The following is an 18,119-nucleotide window of genomic DNA, read 5'->3' on the forward strand; positions in this document are numbered from 1 at the left end:
GGCGGCAGGTGGCGCCTGCTCGCCCGCTCTCCGGTCGATCGATCGCGCGGGATCGGCCGGCAAACGCCGCCCGGGCGCCTCGCCCCCGCTATCGCGCGAACAAGACCCGGTCCTTGAAGTGCAGATCCTCGGGATCGAAGAATTTATGCGCCCATGCATCGGATGTTCCGAGGAACCAGCCTGCGGACACCGCCGCCTGCTGCTTCAGCGCGGGCGGCCGCACATTGGCCTTGGCCTTCGGGCCCTTCGCCGTACTGTCGAGAAAGTTGAAATGATCGATCAGCCCGATCGCCTCGATGGCGAAGACCGTCGCAACATCGCTGTCCCGGATCGCGAGCAGATTGTCGCCGTTCACCTGTTCGCCCTTCAGCGCCAGGTTGGATGATCCGCAATACACCACGGGATCGGCACCGTTGAAGCCACAGACCACGAACTTGTGGTGGATCTGATGGCCCACACCGGAGATATTGCGCACCTGGTTGAAGGGCGGCGGAAGCTGGGTGTTGACCGGCTTGCCCGTGACGATCACCCCGGTCGCGCTGCCGATGGGGTAGAGGGCGATGCCTTTCGGATCGTCGGAAATGCCGAAGCTGAAGACCGATTGGCTTTCATGCAGCGCGGTCAGCGCATCATAGACGGGGTTCTCGGACCCGCCGTCCAGCTCCATGACCGCGAACAGCACATTGCCGAGTCCGTCCGCGACCGTCTCCTCCGCCTTGATCCGCGTCACCAGCCCGTCGAGGATGGACCGCGCCTCGGCCTCGTCATGCGGCGAGAAGGTGATCGTGGTCTTCGGCAGATCGGTTGCTTCGAACGCATAGGGCCGGGTGGCGAAGGCCGATTTGGCGAAGGCCGCGGCGTGCACCCCATCAGTCCACGCCTCCTCGAACACGGCCGCATAGGTTTTGGCGACATCATCGTCGGTAAAGACGAGCACATGATTGGAATTCACGTAGAGGCCCGTCACCGAGAAGTTGGTCGATCCGGTGAGAACCTTGAAGGGCACGCCACCGCGCGCGAGAATGAACACCTTGTCGTGCGCGTACCGGCCGAAATGGCCGCGTTTGATCCGCTCGTCCCCGGCGCGCGCAGCGAACAGGGCGGCGAATTGATCCTCGGGCTTCGAGCCGTTTTTGTCGTGATGCAGGGCAGCGTCGTCGAGGATGATCCGGACCCGGCCCTTGGCGCCAAGATCGAGCAGCGCGCTTACCAGATCGGGCTCGTTCAGATCATAGGCGAAGATATCGAGCGAGAGGCTCTCGTCCTTGCCGACATCCTGCAAAAGATCGAAAATCAGCGTTCGTGCCGTGAACCCCGACCAGGCATATTGCTGCGCATAGGTGAAAGTCTCACCCTTGGCATTCGCGCCACAGACCTGGCTGGTGTCGAACTGAAGCGCGGCATTCTTCGGGCGGATGAGCGCGCTCAGCCCGAAATGGCGGACGAACGCCTGCGATTGGGTGAAGCCGCGCGTGAAGCCGAGCGCGAGCTTGCCCTTCACGAAGGGCGCGACCTCGATCTCCGCGCTCGCCGTGAGGCCGGCGTCGAGCGGCTGGAGCGACCCGCGGCCGTCGAAATAGCGCGGCGTCACCGCGTAGCGATAGGTGCCGAAGGCCGGCTCCAGCCCCTGATGCACCTGCCCCGGAACGTGGATCCAGCGGAACTTGTGGATGGGCGCGTTGATCGTCGAGAAGGCCGACTCGGTTGGCTCCTGCGCGTGATCGCCCGGTTGCTCGAAGCGGAGGTTGTTCTGGAGATAGTAAGAGGGCTGACCGGGCGGCGTGACCTGAATGGTGAAGCCGGCGAGATTGTGCTGAGCCGCTTCGGACGCAAGATCGAAGGCGAGAAGCGTCTTGGCGTCACCGCGATGGGCCACCAATATCGTAGGGCCGTTTTGCGCACGAACCTTCATGGCTTCCTCCTCTCCACCTCGATCATCTTCACGAGGTCCAGGATGGCGACGGGACCGGACGATGGATCAGCCATATGTCAGGGACATGACAGCCACTGAAGGCGAGCTTGGCGCTGCGGCATCGCCCGGTTCGGCGGAGTTGGATTGGCCCGTCAATCAGAACAAGCGTTACGCTCCGCTGCCCGCTACAAGGCTCACGCTTGGCGCCCGGAAAGCCCGTCAGCTATTAGGCTCCCCCAAGCAGCGTCTCTGTCGAACGCCGGCGTATTTTCCGAGAGGCGCACACGCCAAGATCATTCCCACTCGATCGTGCCCGGCGGCTTCGAGGTATAGTCGTAGGTGACGCGGTTGATGCCCTGCACCTCGTTGACGATGCGCGTCGCGACGCGGGCGAGGAAGCCGGCGTCGAAGGGGTAGATGTCGGCGGTCATGCCGTCGGTCGAGGTGACGGCGCGGAGCGCGCAGACCGATTCATAGGTGCGGCCATCGCCCATCACGCCGACGGTGCGCACCGGCAGCAGCACCGCGAACGCCTGCCAGATCGCGTCGTACAGGCCATTGGCGCGGATTTCCTCGAGATAGATGGCGTCCGCCTTGCGCAGAATGTCGCAGCGCTCCTTGGTCACCTCGCCGGGGATGCGGATGGCGAGGCCCGGCCCCGGGAAGGGGTGGCGGCCGACAAAGGCTTCGGGCAGGCCCAGCTCGCGGCCGAGCACGCGCACCTCGTCCTTGAACAATTCGCGCAGCGGCTCGACCAGCCGCATGTTCATGCGCTCGGGCAGGCCGCCCACATTATGATGGCTCTTGATCGTCACCGAGGGGCCGCCGGTGAAGCTGACGCTCTCGATCACATCGGGATAAAGCGTGCCCTGCGCCAGGAATTCCGCGCCGCCCAGCTTGCGCGCCTCGTCCTCGAACACGTCGATGAAGGTCTTGCCGATGAATTTGCGCTTGGCCTCGGGATCGGTGACGCCCGCCAGCCCGCCCAGGAACAGCGCCTCGGCCTCCACATGCACGAGCGGGATATTGTAATGGCCGCGGAACAGGCTCACCACCTCGTCCGCCTCGCCCGCGCGCATCAGGCCATGGTCGACGAACACGCAGGTCAGCTGGTCGCCGATCGCCTCGTGGATCAGCACCGCCGCCACCGCCGAATCCACGCCGCCCGACAGGCCGCAGATCACCCGACGCTCGCCCACCTGCGCACGGATTTCGGCGATCTTGGCCTCGCGGAACTCGGCCATCGACCAATCGCCGGCCAGCCCGCACACATGGCGCGCGAAATTGGCGATCAGCCGGGCGCCGTCGGGGGTGTGGACGACTTCCGGGTGGAACTGCACGCCGTAGAAGCGCCGCGCCTCGTCCGCGACGATGGCATAGGGCGCGCCTTCGGACACGGCGACGGGGGTGAAGCCGGGCGGCAGGGCATCCACCTTGTCGCCATGGCTCATCCACACCTGATGCCGCTCGCCCACCGACCAGAGCCCGTCGAACAGCGCGCAGGGCTGCTTCACCTCGACATAGGCGCGGCCAAACTCGCCGCCATCGCCCGAAATCACCACCGAGCCGCCGAGCTGCGCGCTCATCAGCTGCTGGCCGTAGCAGATGCCGAGGATCGGTATGCCCGCCTCGAACAGCGCCTGCGGCGCGCGCGGGCTGGCCTCGGCCGTCACCGAGGCGGGGCCGCCCGAAAGGATCACGCCCTTCGGTCGCATGCGCGCGAAGGCCGCCTCGGCCGATTGGAAGGGCGCGATCTCGCTATAGACCCCGGCCTCGCGCACGCGACGCGCGATCAGCTGCGTCACCTGGCTGCCGAAATCGACGATGAGGATGCTGTCGGAGGGGGTGACCGTCATGCCGCAGCGCCTAATCGCCCGTCGCGCCGCTGTCCAGCGGCGGCCATTGTGCTGCGATGCCGCATGTGCAACCCTTCCTTTACCCTATTCCCCTAATCTCCCCAAAATCCTTTGAAAAACGGATATTTGCCAGCATGCCACGCCGCATCCGATCGCTGCTCTCCACCCTGCGCGAGGAGGTGCAGCATTATGCGGCGGAAACCCAGGCGATCGCGGGGCGTACCAATTTGCTGGCGCTCAATGCCACCATCGAGGCGGCGCGCTCGGGCGAGGCGGGGCGCGGCTTTTCGGTGGTCGCGCAGGAGGTGAAGGCGCTGGCCGGCCAAGCGCGCACCAGCGCCGCCACCTTCCGGGCCGAAGTGCTCGATCGGCTGGCGCTCGGCGCGCGCATCGCCGAGGAGCTGGTCGGCGAGGTGGAAGGCGCGCGGCTGGCGGAACTGGCGCAGTCGATCATGCAGACGATCAGCCGCGCCATCCATGACCGCTCGATCGACCTGCGGATGATGGCGAGCGATCCCGCCGTTGTCACCGGCGTCGCCCATGGCCTGACCGATGACGAGGCCGCCGCCGGCGCGCTGGAGCGGCTGCGCGCGCTGCTCCGCTTCTCGCCCTATTTCCTCAACGCCTTTCTGTGCGACGATCAGGGCCGGGTGGTCGTGTCCGCGCACGAGAATGCGCAGGTCCGGCACCATAATTTCAAGGGCGAGCCGCAATATACGCGCACCTTGTCGAGCACCGTCGCGGATGAATGGTTCACCGACGAACCCTGGGAAAATCCCTTTTCGGGCGATCGCCAGGTGCTGATCTTCGTGGCGCCGGTGCGGCGGAACGGACGGGTGATCGGCGCCTGCTATCTCGAATATGACTGGCAGGGCCAGATCGGCGCGATCATCGGCGGCGAGCAGCCGGGCGGCGCGACGATCACGATCATCGACGAACGCAACCAGATCTTCGCCAGCACCGGCGCGCATGAGTTTGGCAGCATGCTGGCGATCGGCGCGCTTCCCGAGGACAGCTACCGATCGGTCGAGACGCGCGACGAATCGGTCGTCGCCCAGGCCATGGCCATGCCTGTCCACGGCTTCGACGGGCTTCGCCTGCGCTGCGTGATCGAGCAGCGCGTGCCCGGCGAACGCGAGCTGGCCGCCGCCGTGCGCGGCTGAAGGGCGGCCTCTCGGCGGCGCTACTTCAGCAGCACCAGTTCCTCCGCCATGGTGGGGTGGAGCGCGACGGTTTCGTCGAAGGCCTGTTTGGTCAGCCCCGCCTTCACCGCCACCGCCGCGGCCTGGAGGATTTCGGGCGCGTCGGGGCCGATCATGTGCAGGCCCAGCACGCGGCCGTTCACGGGGTGGCAGATCATCTTGTAGAGCGCGCGCTCGTTGCGGCCGGCGAGCACATTCTTCATCGGCCGGAAATCGGACTGATAGACCTTGACGCTGCCATAGCGGTTGCGCGCCTGCGCCTCGGTGAGGCCGACGGCGGCGATCGGCGGATGGCTGAACACCGCGCTCGGGATGCAATCATAGTCGACGCGCCGCGGCGTGCCGCCGAACTGCGTGTCGGCAAAGGCATGGCCCTCGCGGATCGCGACGGGGGTGAGCTGGACGCGGTTGGTGACATCGCCGATCGCGAAGATGGAGGGCACGGCGGTGCGCTGGTCCTCATCCACCCGGATCGCGCCGATCGCATCCAGCTCGACGCCGAGCGCCTCCAGCCCGAGATCGGCGCTGTTGGGCGCGCGGCCGGTGGCGAACAGCACGCAATCCGCCACCATCGGATCCTGGCCACGCGCATGGACGCAGAGCTGGCCATCCTCCATCCGCGCGACGCGCTCGATCTCGGCCGAGAAGCGGAAGTCGATCCCCTTTTCGGCGGAGATGCTGAGCAGCCGGTCGCGGATCGTCTCGTCATAGCCGCGCAGCAGGTCCGCCGATCGGTTGAGCAGCGTGACGCGCACACCGAACTCGTTGAAGATGCCGGCAAACTCATTGGCGATATAGCCGCCGCCGATGATCACGATGCGGCGCGGCAGCGCCGGCAGATGGAACACCTCGTTGGACGTGATGCCCAGCTCCTTGCCGGGCACGTCGGGAATGGCGGGGCGCGCGCCGGTGGCGATCAGGATCAGCCGCGCGGTGTGCCGGCTGCCATCGGCGAGCGCCACCTCATGCGGGCCGACCACCGTCGCGCGCTGGCGGAAGATGGTGACCTCGTGGGTGGCGAGCGTGTTGCCATACAGGCCCTCGAGCCGATCGACCTCGGCGGCGACGGTGTCGCGCAGCCTCGGCCAGTCAAAATCGCAGGCGGGCACCTCCCAGCCGAAGCGCCGCGCATCGCGAAGATCCTCGGCGAAATGCGCGCCATAGACGAGCAGCTTCTTGGGCACGCAGCCGCGAATCACGCAGGTGCCGCCCAGCCGATATTCCTCCGCCACCGCAACCCGCGCGCCATGCGCCGCCGAGATGCGCGAGGCGCGCACCCCGCCCGAACCTCCGCCGATGACGAACAGGTCGAAATCATACTGCATGGCGGCGCGCCTCCTGATGGTGGCGCGGCATGTAAGCGCCCGCGACGCTTTGGCCAATCCTTGCCGCAGCGGTGCCGCGCAGCCTTGACGAGCCGGGCCGCCCGGTCGCAAGGCGAGGCCGTGCCCAGTTCCTCGTCCGCGCTTCGACGCCCCGCCCCCGCCCGCGCCGGCGGCTGGCGCGAGAGCGTGCAGTCCCTGCTGCTGTTCCTGCTGCTGGCGCTCGTGCTGCGCACCTTCGTGGTGATGCCGCGCTCGATCCCATCCGAATCGATGATGCCGCGCCTGCTCGTCGGCGATTATGTGCTGGTCGCGAAATGGCCCTATGGCTTTTCGCGGTTCAGCCTGCCCTTCGCGCCGGCGGCGCCCGCCGGGCGGCTGTTCGGCCGCCTGCCCCGGCGCGGCGACGTTGTGGTGTTCCGCGCGCCGCCCGATGATCGGCACGATTACATCAAGCGCCTGATCGGCCTGCCCGGCGATCGCGTGCAGATGCGCGCGGGCCGGCTCTGGCTCAACGGGCGCATCGTGCCGCGCGCGCGGATCGCGGATTTCGTGGTGCCGCTTGCGGCCAATACCGAATGCCGCTCGATCGCGCTCACCCCCTATGGCCTGTCGGCCGATGCCGAGGGGCGGCCGCTCTGCCGCCTGCCGCGCTATCGCGAGACGCTGCCGGACGGGCGCAGCTACACGATCATCGATCAGGGCGTGACGCCGCAGGACGATACGCCGCCCGTCACCGTGCCGCCCGGCCATTTCTTCCTGATGGGCGACAATCGCGACATCTCCGCCGACAGCCGCTTCCCCGCCACGCCCGGCGGCGGCATCGGCCTTGTTCCCTTCGACAATCTGGAGGGCCGCGCGCTGATCACCTTCTTTTCCTCGGGCGCGGCCTTTGACTGGCGGCACCCGATCGCCTGGCTGGCCGCGATCCGCGCGGACCGCATCGGACAGGGCTTCTCCTCATGAGCGACACCGGCCTCGCCGCCTGGCTCGAAACCGCGCTGGGCCAGGCGCCGCAGCGGCTCGACCGGTTCGAGACCGCGCTCACGCATAGCAGCCATGCGGGCGAGAGCTATCAGCGGCTCGAATTCCTGGGCGATCGCGTGCTCGGGCTGGTGATGGCCGAATGGCTCTTCACCCTCTTCCCCGACGAGCCCGAGGGCAAGCTGTCACGCCGGCTCAACGCGCTGGTGGCGGGCGACACCTGCGCCGAGATCGCGCGCGAGATCGGCGTGGCGGCGCATCTGCGGCTCGGCAAGCAGGCGCGCGACGATGGCGCGACGCATTCGGTCTATGTGCTGGGCGACGTGATCGAGGCGCTGATCGGCGCGCTCTTCCTCGAGGCGGGGTTCGAAGGCGCGCGCGCCGCCATCCGCCGGCTCTGGGGCGATCGCGTCCAGCATCAGGACAAGGCGCCCAAACATCCCAAGGCCGAGCTGCAGGAGCTGGCCGCCGCGCGCCAGTGGCGGCCGCCGGTCTATACGCTGGGCCATCGGTCCGGCCCGCATCATGCGCCCACCTTCACCGTGCGGGTGGAGATTGCCGGCCGCGCCGGCGCCGAGGGGCGCGGATCGTCCAAGCAGGAGGCCGAGACGGCGGCGGCGCGCGCGCTATTGGAGCAAGTGAAATGACGGAGAAATGCGGCCTGGTGGCGGTGGTGGGCGCGCCCAATGCGGGCAAGTCCACGCTGGTCAACGCGCTGGTCGGACAGAAGGTGGCGATCGTCAGCCCCAAGGCGCAGACGACACGGGTGCGGCTGATGGGGATCGCGCTCGCCGGCCCGGCGCAGCTGCTGCTGGTGGACACGCCGGGCATTTTCGATCCCAAGCGCCGGCTGGACCGGGCGATGGTCGCCGCCGCCTGGGAGGGGACGAGCGACGCCGATCTGATCGCTCTGGTCATCGACGCCAAGACCGGGCTCACCGCGCGGCTGGCGCCGCTGATCGAAGCGCTGGCCAAGCGGCGCGAGCCCACATGCGTGATCCTCAACAAGGTGGACGTGACGCCCAAGGAGAAGCTGCTGGCGCTCGCCGCCGAGCTGCACGCGCGGCTGGCGCCCGAGGCGATCCTGATGGTGTCCGCCGCGACCGGCGACGGCATCGCCGATCTCAAGCAATGGCTGGCCGATCGCATGCCCGAGGGGCCCTGGCATTTCCCCGAGGATCAGGTGTCCGACGCCACCGACCGAATGCTCGCCGCCGAGGTGACGCGCGAGCAGCTCTATCTCCAGCTCCATGCCGAGCTGCCCTATGCCTGCGCGGTCGAGACCGAGAAATATGAGGAGCGCGGCGATGGCTCGGTGGCGATCCACCAGCAGATCCTCGTCGCGCGCGACAGCCAGAAGGCGATCGTGCTCGGCGCGCGCGGCGCGCGGCTGAAGGAGATCGGCAGCCGCGCCCGGGCCGAGCTGGCGCCGCTGCTCGGCCGGACGGTGCATCTCTTCCTGCACGTCAAGGTGAAGCCCGACTGGGAGGAGGATCGCGGCCTCTATCGCGAGATCGGGCTCGACTGGGTGGAGTGAGCGACCGGCTCAGCGGCTAGCCAGCATCGCCTCCACCCAGGCGGGCACCAACTGCGTCGCCGGGCCGAGCCGCGTCTCCTCGAACCAGGCGCTGCCCGCCGACGCCTCGAGATTAAGCTCCAGCGTGGCCGCGCCCGCGGCGGCGGCGAGGCGGACAAAGCCCGCGGCGGGATAGACCGCGCCCGAGGTGCCGATCGAGACGAACAGATCGGCGCCCTCCAGCGCCGCCTCGATCTCGGCCATGTGATAGGGCATCTCGCCGAAGAAGACGATGTCGGGCCGCAGCCGCGCCGCGCCGCAGGCGGGACAGGCGGGCGCATCGGCGAGATCGCCGGTCCAGGGCTGGCGGGTCTCGCACCCCTCGCACAGCGCCGAGCGCAGCGCGCCATGCATGTGGATCAGCTGGCGGCTGCCCGCGCGGGCATGGAGATCGTCGACATTCTGGGTGACGAGCAGGAAGGGGCCCGGCCAGCAGGCCTCGAGCCGGGCGAGCGCGGCGTGCGCGGCATTGGGTGCGACGGTGGCGAGCGCGCGGCGGCGCTGGTCGTAAAAGTCGAGCACCAGCGCGCGATCGGCGGCCAATGCCTCGGGCGTGCAGATCGTCTCGATCCGGTGCCCCTCCCACAGACCGTCCGGCCCGCGAAAGGTGGCGAGTCCGCTTTCGGCGGAAATGCCGGCGCCGGTCAGCACGACCAGGCTCTGCGGCGGTGTTTCGGCGGCCATGCGCGGCTCCCTCGGGAGAATGGCCGGAAGACTAGCAGCGCCGCGCGCGGCGCCGCCAGCCGGTTCCGCCCGCCCGGGCCGCACGCCCGGGCGAACGGAGGCGTCGCTTACTTGAAGCGGACGCCGATGCCACCCATCACGCGCTGGCGCGAGGTGTGGTCCTGATAGTTCGAATAGACGTACTGGGCGTTCACATAGACCGGCACCGGCACGAAGCTCTGGGTGAGCGTGTATTCCACGCCGCCGCCGACCTGATAGCCGGTGGTGCGGCCGTGATTATAGTAGCTCGTCTCGCCGACCGGCGCGTCGAAGCGCTTGCGCTGCTCGTTCACCGCATAGCCGCCCTTGCCGAACACGAGCAGGTTGGGGGTGACGAGATAGCCGGCGCGCACCGCGACCGCCCATTCCTCGAACGACTTCTGGCAGACGCTGCCGCCATTCACGCCGCCCGAGCAATTCTCGTTCCACTTGTTGGAACGCCAGAACGAGCCCTCGGGGCCGATCACGATCTTGTCGCCGAGCTGGCCGTCGAAGCCGATCGTGCCGCCATAGCCGAACTTGTCGTTGTGCTGGCCCTGCGACTGGAAGCGATCGCCACCGGCATTGCCCTCGAGGCGGAAGCCGCGGAAGGAGGTGGTGGTCCAGTCGGTGCTCTGGGCCGAAGCGGCCTGGGCCCCGAACACGGTCGCCGTGGCCAGAGCGGCCATGATCATCTTACGCATCGCAACATCCTTCTACTGGGGAGGTACATCCCTGTCGGCCGCAGAACCGGCGCTTGGGGCGCGGGTTCCCGGCGGGACGCGCTCCGTAGGCCGCATGTTGCAACACAGCAACACCAACTTGCGTCAGCCCCCCTGAGCGCCCATGCGCCCGCGCGGCTTGTGTCGCCGCCGCCGATCGCCTATGCAGGGCGGGTCCGTCGGCGCGAGTCCGGCGGGGTAGGCGCGTCTGGGCAGGCCGGTGGTCGTGTCCTCACGCGCCCTTTTCGCATGGTTGCGGCGCCGATGGCGCGTCTCGATCGACCTGCGCGAAGCGCCCCCGCCCGCTTGTGCCACCGGATGCCGCGCCGGCATGGGGCCGTCGCGGCGGTTCTGGCCAAAGACCTCCGGATACAACCGGATGGCCGGAAAGATCGAACGAACAGGACAACCGCTCCTTATGGCGACTGCTGCCAACCCGACGCGCGACGATTTCGCCGCGCTGCTCGACCAGACCCTGGGTGCCACGGACGGCTTCGAAGGCCGCGTGGTGAAGGGCACCGTGACCGGGATCGAGAACGACATGGTCGTGATCGATGTCGGCCTGAAGTCCGAAGGCCGCGTGCCGCTGCGCGAATTCGCGCCCGCGCCGGGCCAGAAGGCCGATCTCAAGATCGGGGACGAGGTCGAGGTCTATGTCGATCGCGTCGAGAATATCCATGGCGAGGCGATGCTCAGCCGCGACCGCGCGCGCCGCGAGGCCGCCTGGGACAAGCTGGAGCAGGAATTCGCCAAGACCGCGCGCGTCGAGGGCGTGATCTTCGGCCGCGTGAAGGGCGGCTTCACCGTCGATCTCAACGGCGCCGTGGCCTTCCTGCCGGGCAGCCAGGTGGACATCCGCCCGGTGCGCGACGTCACCCCGCTGATGGACCTGCCGCAGCCCTTCCAGATCCTCAAGATGGACCGTCGCCGCGGCAATATCGTGGTGTCGCGCCGCGCCGTGCTGGAAGAGACCCGCGCCGAGCAGCGCACCGGCCTCATCCAGTCGCTGCATGAGGGCCAGGTGATCGACGGCGTGGTGAAGAACATCACCGATTACGGCGCCTTCGTGGATCTCGGCGGGATCGACGGCCTGCTCCATGTCACCGACATGAGCTACAAGCGCGTCAACCACCCGTCCGAGGTGATCAATATCGGCGACACGGTGCGCGTGCAGATCATCCGCATCAACCGCGAGACGCAGCGCATCAGCCTCGGCATGAAGCAGCTCGAGAGCGATCCGTGGGAGGGCGCGGGCGCCAAATATCCGGTCGGCGCCAAATTCTCGGGCCGCGTGACGAACATCACCGAATATGGCGCGTTCGTCGAGCTGGAGCCGGGCATCGAGGGCCTGGTCCATGTCTCCGAGATGAGCTGGACCAAGAAGAACGTCCATCCCGGCAAGATCGTCTCGACCTCGCAGGAGGTGGAAGTCGTCATCCTCGAGGTGGATCAGGACAAGCGCCGCATCTCGCTCGGCCTCAAGCAGGCCCAGCAGAATCCGTGGGAGGCCTTTGTCGAGAAGCACCCGGTGGGCTCGACCGTCGAGGGCGAAGTCAAGAACGCGACCGAGTTCGGCCTGTTCATCGGCCTGGACGGCGATGTGGACGGCATGGTCCATATGTCGGACATCGCCTGGGGCGTGACCGGCGAGGAAGCGCTGGCGCTGCACCACAAGGGCGAGACCGTGCAGGCGGTGGTGCTCGACGTGGACGCCGAGAAGGAGCGCATCTCGCTCGGCATCAAGCAGCTCGAGCGCGGCGGCGTCGCCACCGGCACCACCTCCAGCGCGGGCGTATCGCGCGGGCAGACCGTCACCGTGTCCGTTCTGTCGGTCGGTGACGCCGGCCTCGACGTGCAGATCGGCGACGATGGCGCGACCGGCTTCATCCGTCGCGGCGATCTCGGCCGCGATCGCGACGAGCAGCGTCCGGAGCGGTTCCAGGTCGGGCAGAAGTTCGACGCGATGGTCACCGGCTTCGACCGGTCCAAGAAGCCGACCTTCTCGATCAAGGCGATGCAGCTCGCCGAAGAGAAGCAGGCCGTGGCGCAATATGGCTCGTCCGACTCGGGCGCGTCGCTGGGCGACATTCTCGGCGAGGCCCTCAAGGCGCGTCAGGAAAACAACTAATCCCGGATCGGGCGGCGCCGACGCCGCCCGCCACCGGCGCTCGACCCCTTCCCGCCCCGGCGGGGAGGGGTTTTTCGTTGCCCCTGTGCGGTTTACCGGTGCACACCGAGGGTAATCCACAGGGTGACATTGATCCAAATTTATGGGATTGCCCCTTGTCTACAGCCAGTGGCGCTCGCGGGGAGCGACCGAGGTAAGGGCAAGGCGATGATTCGATCGGAACTGGTTCAATCGATTGCGGCGGAGAATCCGACGCTGGGCCAGAAGGATGTCGAACGCATCGTCACGACGGTGTTCGATGCGATCGCCGATCGGCTGGTGGATGGCGGCCGGGTGGAGCTGCGCGGGTTCGGTGCCTTTTCCACCCGCGCGCGCGACGCCCGGGTGGGCCGCAACCCCCGCACGGGTGAGTCGGTGGAGGTGGATGCCAAGCGCGTTCCCTATTTCAAGCCGGGCAAGGAAATGCGGGAGCGTCTCAACGTCTGAGCCGGAGGGGGCGGCGCTCGGCGCGGAAGCGCCGCCTCCGGTTCAAGGCCATCGCAGCCGCCGGCTTGACCCGCGGCCCGCCATGGTCTTTGTCGCGAACCGATGCGGACGTGGCGAAATCGGTAGACGCAGCAGACTTTACAATTGGAGTGCCCGTGGGGAAATCCACGGAGTAGAACCGCTCAAAGTCGGGGAACGCTGTCGGGGCTCCGGCCCCATGCCAATCCCGAGCCAAGCCCGCACCGGCCACCGGTGCGGGACGGTGTAGAGACTGGACGGGCGGCGCCTAAAGCCTGCGGGCCAGGGCGAAGGGACAGTCCAGACCACGAACGCCCTGTGGCGGCGGCGAAAGCCGAAGTGGTAAGAAAATCTGCTTCTCGTAGAGAGTACGGGTTCGAGTCCCGTCGTCCGCACCAAAAGCCCGGTTCCGCCACCGGCGCGCAACCCGGGCCCGGCGGCGGGGGCCGGCAGGCGCGACGCGGGGGACGGGCCGCCTGCGCCCGGCGAGCCCGAGTGGCGTGGACGATGGCCTTGGGCCCATCTGGCAGACGGGAGACGGTCGATGGCACGGATCGCGCGCACCCTGTTCGTGGCGTTGGGCATCGCCGCTTTGGCGTTCGGCATCGGCCAATGGCGTCCCGGCCTTGGCATGCCGCTCACGCTCGCCGTCACGAGCCTCTGGGTGGCGCTTGCCATCGTGCGGCAGCGGGCGGTGAGTCGCCACCGCTAGAGGCGCGCGGCGGCCGGGGGGCACGCGGCCGCTGAAATAGGTGCGCGCTGTCGGCCCGGCCGCGCCCCCGGCCCCGACCCGCGCGCAAGGGGCCCACAGCACGGGCGGGCGCGCGGCCGGGCGGCGTACCCCATCGACCGAGCCCATGACCGCTGGAAGGAGAAAGCCAGTGACACGGAATGCGCTCACCCTGTTCGCGGCGTTCGGCCTCGGCCGATGGCGGCTCGGCCTTGGCCTGCCGTTCCCGCTCGGTGCCGCGCGCCTGTGGGTGGCGCTTGCCGTCACCTCGCGGCGCGCGACCGCTCGGCGGGAGGAGCGCGGCAGGGAAGGTCCACAAGGACGCGCGCGCACAAGGGCGGGGATCCGCCGGCGCGCGGCGCGAGGCCGACAGCGGCCCGACCGCTATCGGCGCCGCTCCGCAACCAAGCCGCGCACGGGACGGGCAGGCGCCGGGCCGAGCGGCGTGATCGATCGCCCGACCAGGGTAGTTCGTGGACCTGTAAGGAAAAGGGCCGCTTTCGCCCACGCGCCGCCTTCACGGCATACGCCGCTTTTCTTGAATGCTGATTTTTCAATAGGCTGCCGGGCCCTAGTGGGAGAGCGGGCATGAATGATGGCTCGGATGGGCGACAGATTGGCAGGCGCGTCCCGGCGCGCATCGGGATCGCTGCTCTGAATATCGTCACGCCCGGCCTTGGGCTCTTCCGCGTAGGAGCGTGGCGCGCCGGGTTGGGCTTCCTCGTTGCCCCTGCTGTGCTGATGGCGCTGCTCGGCGTAGCGATGGGCTATGCACCCGTCACGAGTTATTCGAGCGCTATAGTCGCGATCGCTGTCATTTCTGCGGCGATCGCCGCACTCTACATCGCGCCAATTCTCCTAACCTGGCGTAAGAGCAAGTTTCGTTCGCCGCCGTATAGTTGGTCCCGTTGGTACGGCTTGGTCGCCATATCGGTTGCGGTCGCTATTTTAATGCAGTTCCCCGCGCACGTCCTCGATCACTCCTATAAGGCTTACTTTGCGCCCGCTGAAAGCATGGCTCCTACGATCGAGAAGGGCGACATGTTCATCGTCGATATGCGTTGGCGCGGTCCGCTCGTTCGTGGAACGATCATCATGTTCAGAGGACAGGACAGTAATCGGGTTAGCCGGATCGCCGCAATAGCGGGGGACACGATTGAAATGCGGAACGGCGTGCCTTTTGTGAGCGGGAAGGCCGCGATGGAAACCGCACAGGGACAGGGACATTTCACCGGCTACGGCGGACCATATCAGGCTGCCATCTTCGGCGAGCGTTTTCCGGGTGAGCCCTCCATCCACAAGGTCTTGGATACGGGCTCTTCGCAGTTCGACGACACCTTCGAAGCGACCGTTCCGCCAAACCACGTCTTCGTTCTTGACGACGATCGTGATCGCGCGGCCGACAGCCGCGTGCCGCCAAAGCTGGGAGGCGTCGGAATGGTTCCAGTAGAGGCTTTGGTGGGCCGCCCTATATATATTTATTGGAGCGCCAATCGGGCGAGGATTGGAACAAGGCTCGATCGGTAGATGACCCAGCGGCGGTTCGGTCCGCTGTGTTCGCTTTCCAGGCAAGATCAGCCGCTTGCGGCCAGCGCCGCCGCTTCCTTCGGGAGCGCGGAGCGGTGATCGTCCTCCATCGGGGAAGACCGTAAGGCCTCCGGCTTTCTCGCTCGGTCACGAGGCACGAACGGAAGCGCGTTCCAAGCCTCGCGCCGAGAGAAGCGAAGATTAGGTCGTGAACTCATAAGCGGCCGCTCTTCGCGAAGCGGCGGAACGGGGTTTTGGGTGGTTTGCCGCCGGACCGCTCTCGTCTAGCCTTCGCTCCGTTCAGGCGAGCTATGGATAAGCGGGAGTGATGCGTGTGGGATCGCTTGGTTCGCTTTTCTTGACAATCCTCGCCACCGCTCCGCCGGGTGCCGCGATCGTCGCCCCCGTTCCGACGAAGGTCGATCAGGGCCGGGCCTGCTCGAATGACGAAATCAAATCGGGGGATTGGCGCACATGCAATCCCTGTACGGGGGAGGCTGGTGTTCGGGGCGACTTGGTCGTTTGTGACGGGAACCGAGATCAGACTCGGTACCGAATACCGCGCCAGCCAATGGCCGGAGAGGCGGGCACCGCCAAGCCGAAATAGCCAAAGGTTAGCGGCACAACGTCCGGTTCTGTGTTGGTGAGCGGCGCTCACCGGCGGAGACTGGGCGTTGGCTGCAAGTGGCTATGGTTGGTGAATAGGCGACCAGCCGCTTTTGACAGAGGAGGTGATGATGCTGACGTCCAAACCGGCAACGCTACTGGTAGGCCTCGTCTTGATTGGCACCCCGTCTGAACGTGGGTTGGCAGATGGCATGTCACCACAGCAGCAAGCCGATGAAACATCGCTCATGGATCCCAACGGGCCGCTCAATCCGCACGGCTTTCCCCGCTTGAACGAGTGTGAACGCATCCCCCTCAGCGACCCTGCTTCCGAGGCAAAAGCCAACATCTCAAGAGGTGATCTGCGCCCGTTTAAAATCTATGGCTTCATAAACCCCAAGACTCAGGTCGCGCCCGGCATCACATGTCCGAGCATTTCCTTTTGGCCATACGCCTACAGAGGCGGCAGGTTCATATCGGATATGCCTGCGTGCGGAACAACGAACACCGCATCGAACGCGCCGGCGGAGAAGATGGAAGCGTATAATCGGATACTTGCGGCTGATGCTCGTTTTCAACAACTCACGGGTTGTAAGCCCGCGCCATTGAAGAGCGACCCTGCGGCACGCTAGAGTCCGTCTCCGTTGGGTGACCGCGTTCGGTATCATGTGAATACCCGCGTCAAGTCCGCAACTGGGCGGTAGCGGTCCGTCCGCTTTATGAGTCTACGGCCTCGCTAACCACCCAAATCACGCTGGTCCGCCGCCTCGCCAATCGTATCCGCCCGGCGCGACCATCCGTCCGCCGGGCGCGCCGCCACGGGACGTGCCGCGCGGCCATGCCCCCCCGCCCCGCGCGGCGCCGCGCCCTCTTCCGCCGGCGGCGCATCCGTGCGAGGTCGGCGCGGTGATCGGCCGCCTCTGCCTCTGCTCGCTGCTGCTCCTCACCGCCTGCCGGCGCGAGCCGCCGTCCGGCCCCTTGCGGGTGAGCGTGATCGGCCCCGCGCTGGCCGCCGGCGCGGTGCCCGCCGCCGCGACCGGGCCGCTGCCCGCGCCGGCGGCGACGCTGATCGCAGCGACGGGCCAGGGGCTGCTCCGCTTCGATGCCGCGGGGCAGATCATCCCGGGCCTGGCGGAGCGCTGGGCGGTGAGCGACGATGGCCGCAGCCTGTTGTTCCGCCTCGGCGAGGTGGATCAGCCGCGCGCCGCGCCGGCGATCGCCGCGCAGCTGCGCGCCGCCATCGCGCCCGCCAGTCGCAACCCGCTCAAGCCGCTGCTCGGCGCCATCACCCAGATCGAGGCGGTGACGCCGCAGGTGATCGATATCGAGCTGGCCGCGCCGCGCCCCAATTTGCTGCCGCTCTTCGCCCAGCCCGCGCTGGCGGCGCCGTGCCGCGCGGGCGGCCCGTTCGCGCTGCTGCGCCTCGATGCGGGGGTGGCGCTGCTCCGCCAGAAGCCGCCGCGCGACGCCGATCCCGATGAGCCGGGGCCGGCGCCGACGCGCGTCGCGCTGCGGGGCGAGCCGGCGGCGCGGGCGGTGGCGCGCTTCCAGCTGGGGCGCGGCGATCTGGTGCTGGGCGGCGGATTCGCCGATCTGCCGATCGCGCGCGCCGCCACCATGGCCGCGGGCGCGCTGCGCGTCGATCCGGTCGCGGGGCTGTTCGGCCTCGCCTTCGAGGCCCGCGCCACGGGCTTCACCGCCGCCGCCGCGCATCGCCGCGCGCTGGCCATGGCGATCGATCGCGCGCGCATCGCCCGGCTGGTGGCGCCGCCGGGCTGGACCCCCATCGAGGCGATCCTGCCGCGCGGCACCCCCGAGATCGCCACGCCCGTCCAGCCCGGCTGGCAGGACATGCCGCTGGACGCGCGGCGCGCGGCGGCGCGCGCGCTGCTGGCCGGGGCGCCGGCGGCGCCCGTGCGCGTGGCGCTGCCCGATGGCCCGGGCGCGCGCCTGCTCTTCGCGCTGCTCGCCGATGATTGGCGGCGCATCGGCGTCGCGGCCGTGGCGGTGCCCGAGGGCGCGCCCGCCGAGCTGCGCCTGATCGACGAGGTCGCCCCCGCCGACACCGCCGCTTTCTATCTGCGCCGCTTCGCCTGCGAGCGCGGCACCGCCTGCACCGAGCCGGCGGACACGCTGCTGATCGCCGCGCGCTATGCCGAGACGCTCGACGAGCGCAGCGTGCTGCTGACCCAGGCCGATGCGCTGATCGAGGCCACCGCGCCCTTCATCGCGCTCGGCCCGCCGATCCGCTGGTCGCTGGTGGCGCCCGGGCTGGACCGGTTCCGCGATTCGCCGCGCGGCCTGCACCCGCTCGACGAGCTGCGCAGCCCGGCGCGCTGACCGGCTCC

At 68.1% G+C, this 18,119-nt stretch carries 15 protein-coding genes; 10 read left to right on the forward strand and 5 right to left on the reverse strand.

The genetic code is table 11. The features are described from left to right. Window positions 1-88: 88 nt before the first annotated feature. Together LHA26_RS04090 and guaA are read right to left on the reverse strand one after the other, a co-directional pair. The gene (locus tag LHA26_RS04090) at window positions 89-1,912 is read right to left on the reverse strand and encodes a phospholipase D-like domain-containing protein (protein ID WP_252167468.1); all 1,824 of its coding nucleotides are present in this window, start codon (window positions 1,910-1,912) and stop codon (window positions 89-91) included. A 293-nt stretch (window positions 1,913-2,205) separates the two neighbouring features. Then, window positions 2,206-3,768 carry a glutamine-hydrolyzing GMP synthase gene (guaA, locus tag LHA26_RS04095; RefSeq protein WP_252167469.1) on the reverse strand — a complete coding sequence of 521 codons (1,563 nt, stop codon included), beginning with the start codon at window positions 3,766-3,768 and terminating at the stop codon, window positions 2,206-2,208. 134 nt (window positions 3,769-3,902) lie between these two features. On the opposite strand from guaA, the gene LHA26_RS04105 reads away from it, so the two are divergent. Beyond that, window positions 3,903-4,931 (forward strand): cache domain-containing protein, encoded by a 1,029-nt coding sequence (locus LHA26_RS04105; RefSeq protein ID WP_302898036.1) that lies wholly within the window; start codon window positions 3,903-3,905, stop codon window positions 4,929-4,931. A gap of 20 nt (window positions 4,932-4,951) precedes the next feature. On the opposite strand, the gene gorA is transcribed toward LHA26_RS04105, so the two are convergent. Further along, complete coding sequence (gene gorA, locus LHA26_RS04110; protein WP_252167470.1) at window positions 4,952-6,295, reverse strand: glutathione-disulfide reductase; 1,344 nt, start codon at window positions 6,293-6,295, stop codon at window positions 4,952-4,954. A gap of 120 nt (window positions 6,296-6,415) precedes the next feature. Here gorA and lepB (LHA26_RS04115) point away from each other — a divergent pair, with 120 nt between their 5' ends. Genes lepB (LHA26_RS04115) through era form a run of 3 tightly spaced genes read left to right on the forward strand, consistent with a single transcriptional unit; the run spans window position 6,416 to window position 8,813 of the window. Further along, window positions 6,416-7,258 (forward strand): signal peptidase I, encoded by an 843-nt coding sequence (gene lepB, locus LHA26_RS04115; protein ID WP_252167471.1) that lies wholly within the window; start codon window positions 6,416-6,418, stop codon window positions 7,256-7,258. Beyond that, window positions 7,255-7,923, forward strand: coding sequence for a ribonuclease III (rnc, locus tag LHA26_RS04120; RefSeq protein ID WP_252167472.1), 669 nt, complete (start codon window positions 7,255-7,257; stop codon window positions 7,921-7,923). The genes lepB (LHA26_RS04115) and rnc overlap by 4 nt, the downstream gene beginning before the upstream one ends. Further along, window positions 7,920-8,813, forward strand: coding sequence for a GTPase Era (era, locus tag LHA26_RS04125; RefSeq protein ID WP_252167473.1), 894 nt, complete (start codon window positions 7,920-7,922; stop codon window positions 8,811-8,813). Before rnc ends, era begins: the two co-directional genes overlap by 4 nt. 9 nt (window positions 8,814-8,822) lie before the next feature. On the opposite strand, the gene LHA26_RS04130 is transcribed toward era, so the two are convergent. Together LHA26_RS04130 and LHA26_RS04135 are read right to left on the reverse strand one after the other, a co-directional pair. Further along, complete coding sequence (locus LHA26_RS04130) at window positions 8,823-9,536, reverse strand: NAD-dependent deacylase (protein WP_252167474.1); 714 nt, start codon at window positions 9,534-9,536, stop codon at window positions 8,823-8,825. A 107-nt stretch (window positions 9,537-9,643) separates the two neighbouring features. Then, window positions 9,644-10,258, reverse strand: coding sequence for an outer membrane protein (locus LHA26_RS04135; protein WP_252167475.1), 615 nt, complete (start codon window positions 10,256-10,258; stop codon window positions 9,644-9,646). Window positions 10,259-10,694: 436 nt separating this feature from the next. Here LHA26_RS04135 and rpsA point away from each other — a divergent pair, with 436 nt between their 5' ends. The 6 genes from rpsA to LHA26_RS04165 all read left to right on the forward strand — a co-directional run bounded on the left by rpsA (window position 10,695) and on the right by LHA26_RS04165 (window position 18,111). After that, window positions 10,695-12,404, forward strand: a complete 1,710-nt coding sequence (gene rpsA, locus LHA26_RS04140; RefSeq protein ID WP_252167476.1) for a 30S ribosomal protein S1 — start codon at window positions 10,695-10,697, stop codon at window positions 12,402-12,404. A 207-nt stretch (window positions 12,405-12,611) separates the two neighbouring features. After that, complete coding sequence (locus tag LHA26_RS04145) at window positions 12,612-12,890, forward strand: integration host factor subunit beta (RefSeq protein ID WP_252167477.1); 279 nt, start codon at window positions 12,612-12,614, stop codon at window positions 12,888-12,890. A 562-nt stretch (window positions 12,891-13,452) separates the two neighbouring features. Further along, window positions 13,453-13,620, forward strand: coding sequence for a hypothetical protein (locus LHA26_RS04150; protein ID WP_252167478.1), 168 nt, complete (start codon window positions 13,453-13,455; stop codon window positions 13,618-13,620). A gap of 606 nt (window positions 13,621-14,226) precedes the next feature. Continuing rightward, on the forward strand, window positions 14,227-15,165 hold the full coding sequence (gene lepB / locus LHA26_RS04155; RefSeq protein WP_252167479.1) for a signal peptidase I: 939 nt from the start codon (window positions 14,227-14,229) through the stop codon (window positions 15,163-15,165). Window positions 15,166-15,899: 734 nt separating this feature from the next. Further along, window positions 15,900-16,403: a hypothetical protein gene (locus LHA26_RS04160; RefSeq protein ID WP_252167480.1), complete on the forward strand. Its 504-nt coding sequence runs from the start codon at window positions 15,900-15,902 to the stop codon at window positions 16,401-16,403. 274 nt (window positions 16,404-16,677) lie between these two features. Further along, the gene (locus tag LHA26_RS04165) at window positions 16,678-18,111 is read left to right on the forward strand and encodes an ABC transporter substrate-binding protein (protein ID WP_252167481.1); all 1,434 of its coding nucleotides are present in this window, start codon (window positions 16,678-16,680) and stop codon (window positions 18,109-18,111) included. Window positions 18,112-18,119 lie beyond the last annotated feature (8 nt).

It is taken from the genome of Sphingomonas morindae, assembly GCF_023822065.1.
GTDB lineage: Bacteria > Pseudomonadota > Alphaproteobacteria > Sphingomonadales > Sphingomonadaceae > Solisphingomonas > Solisphingomonas morindae.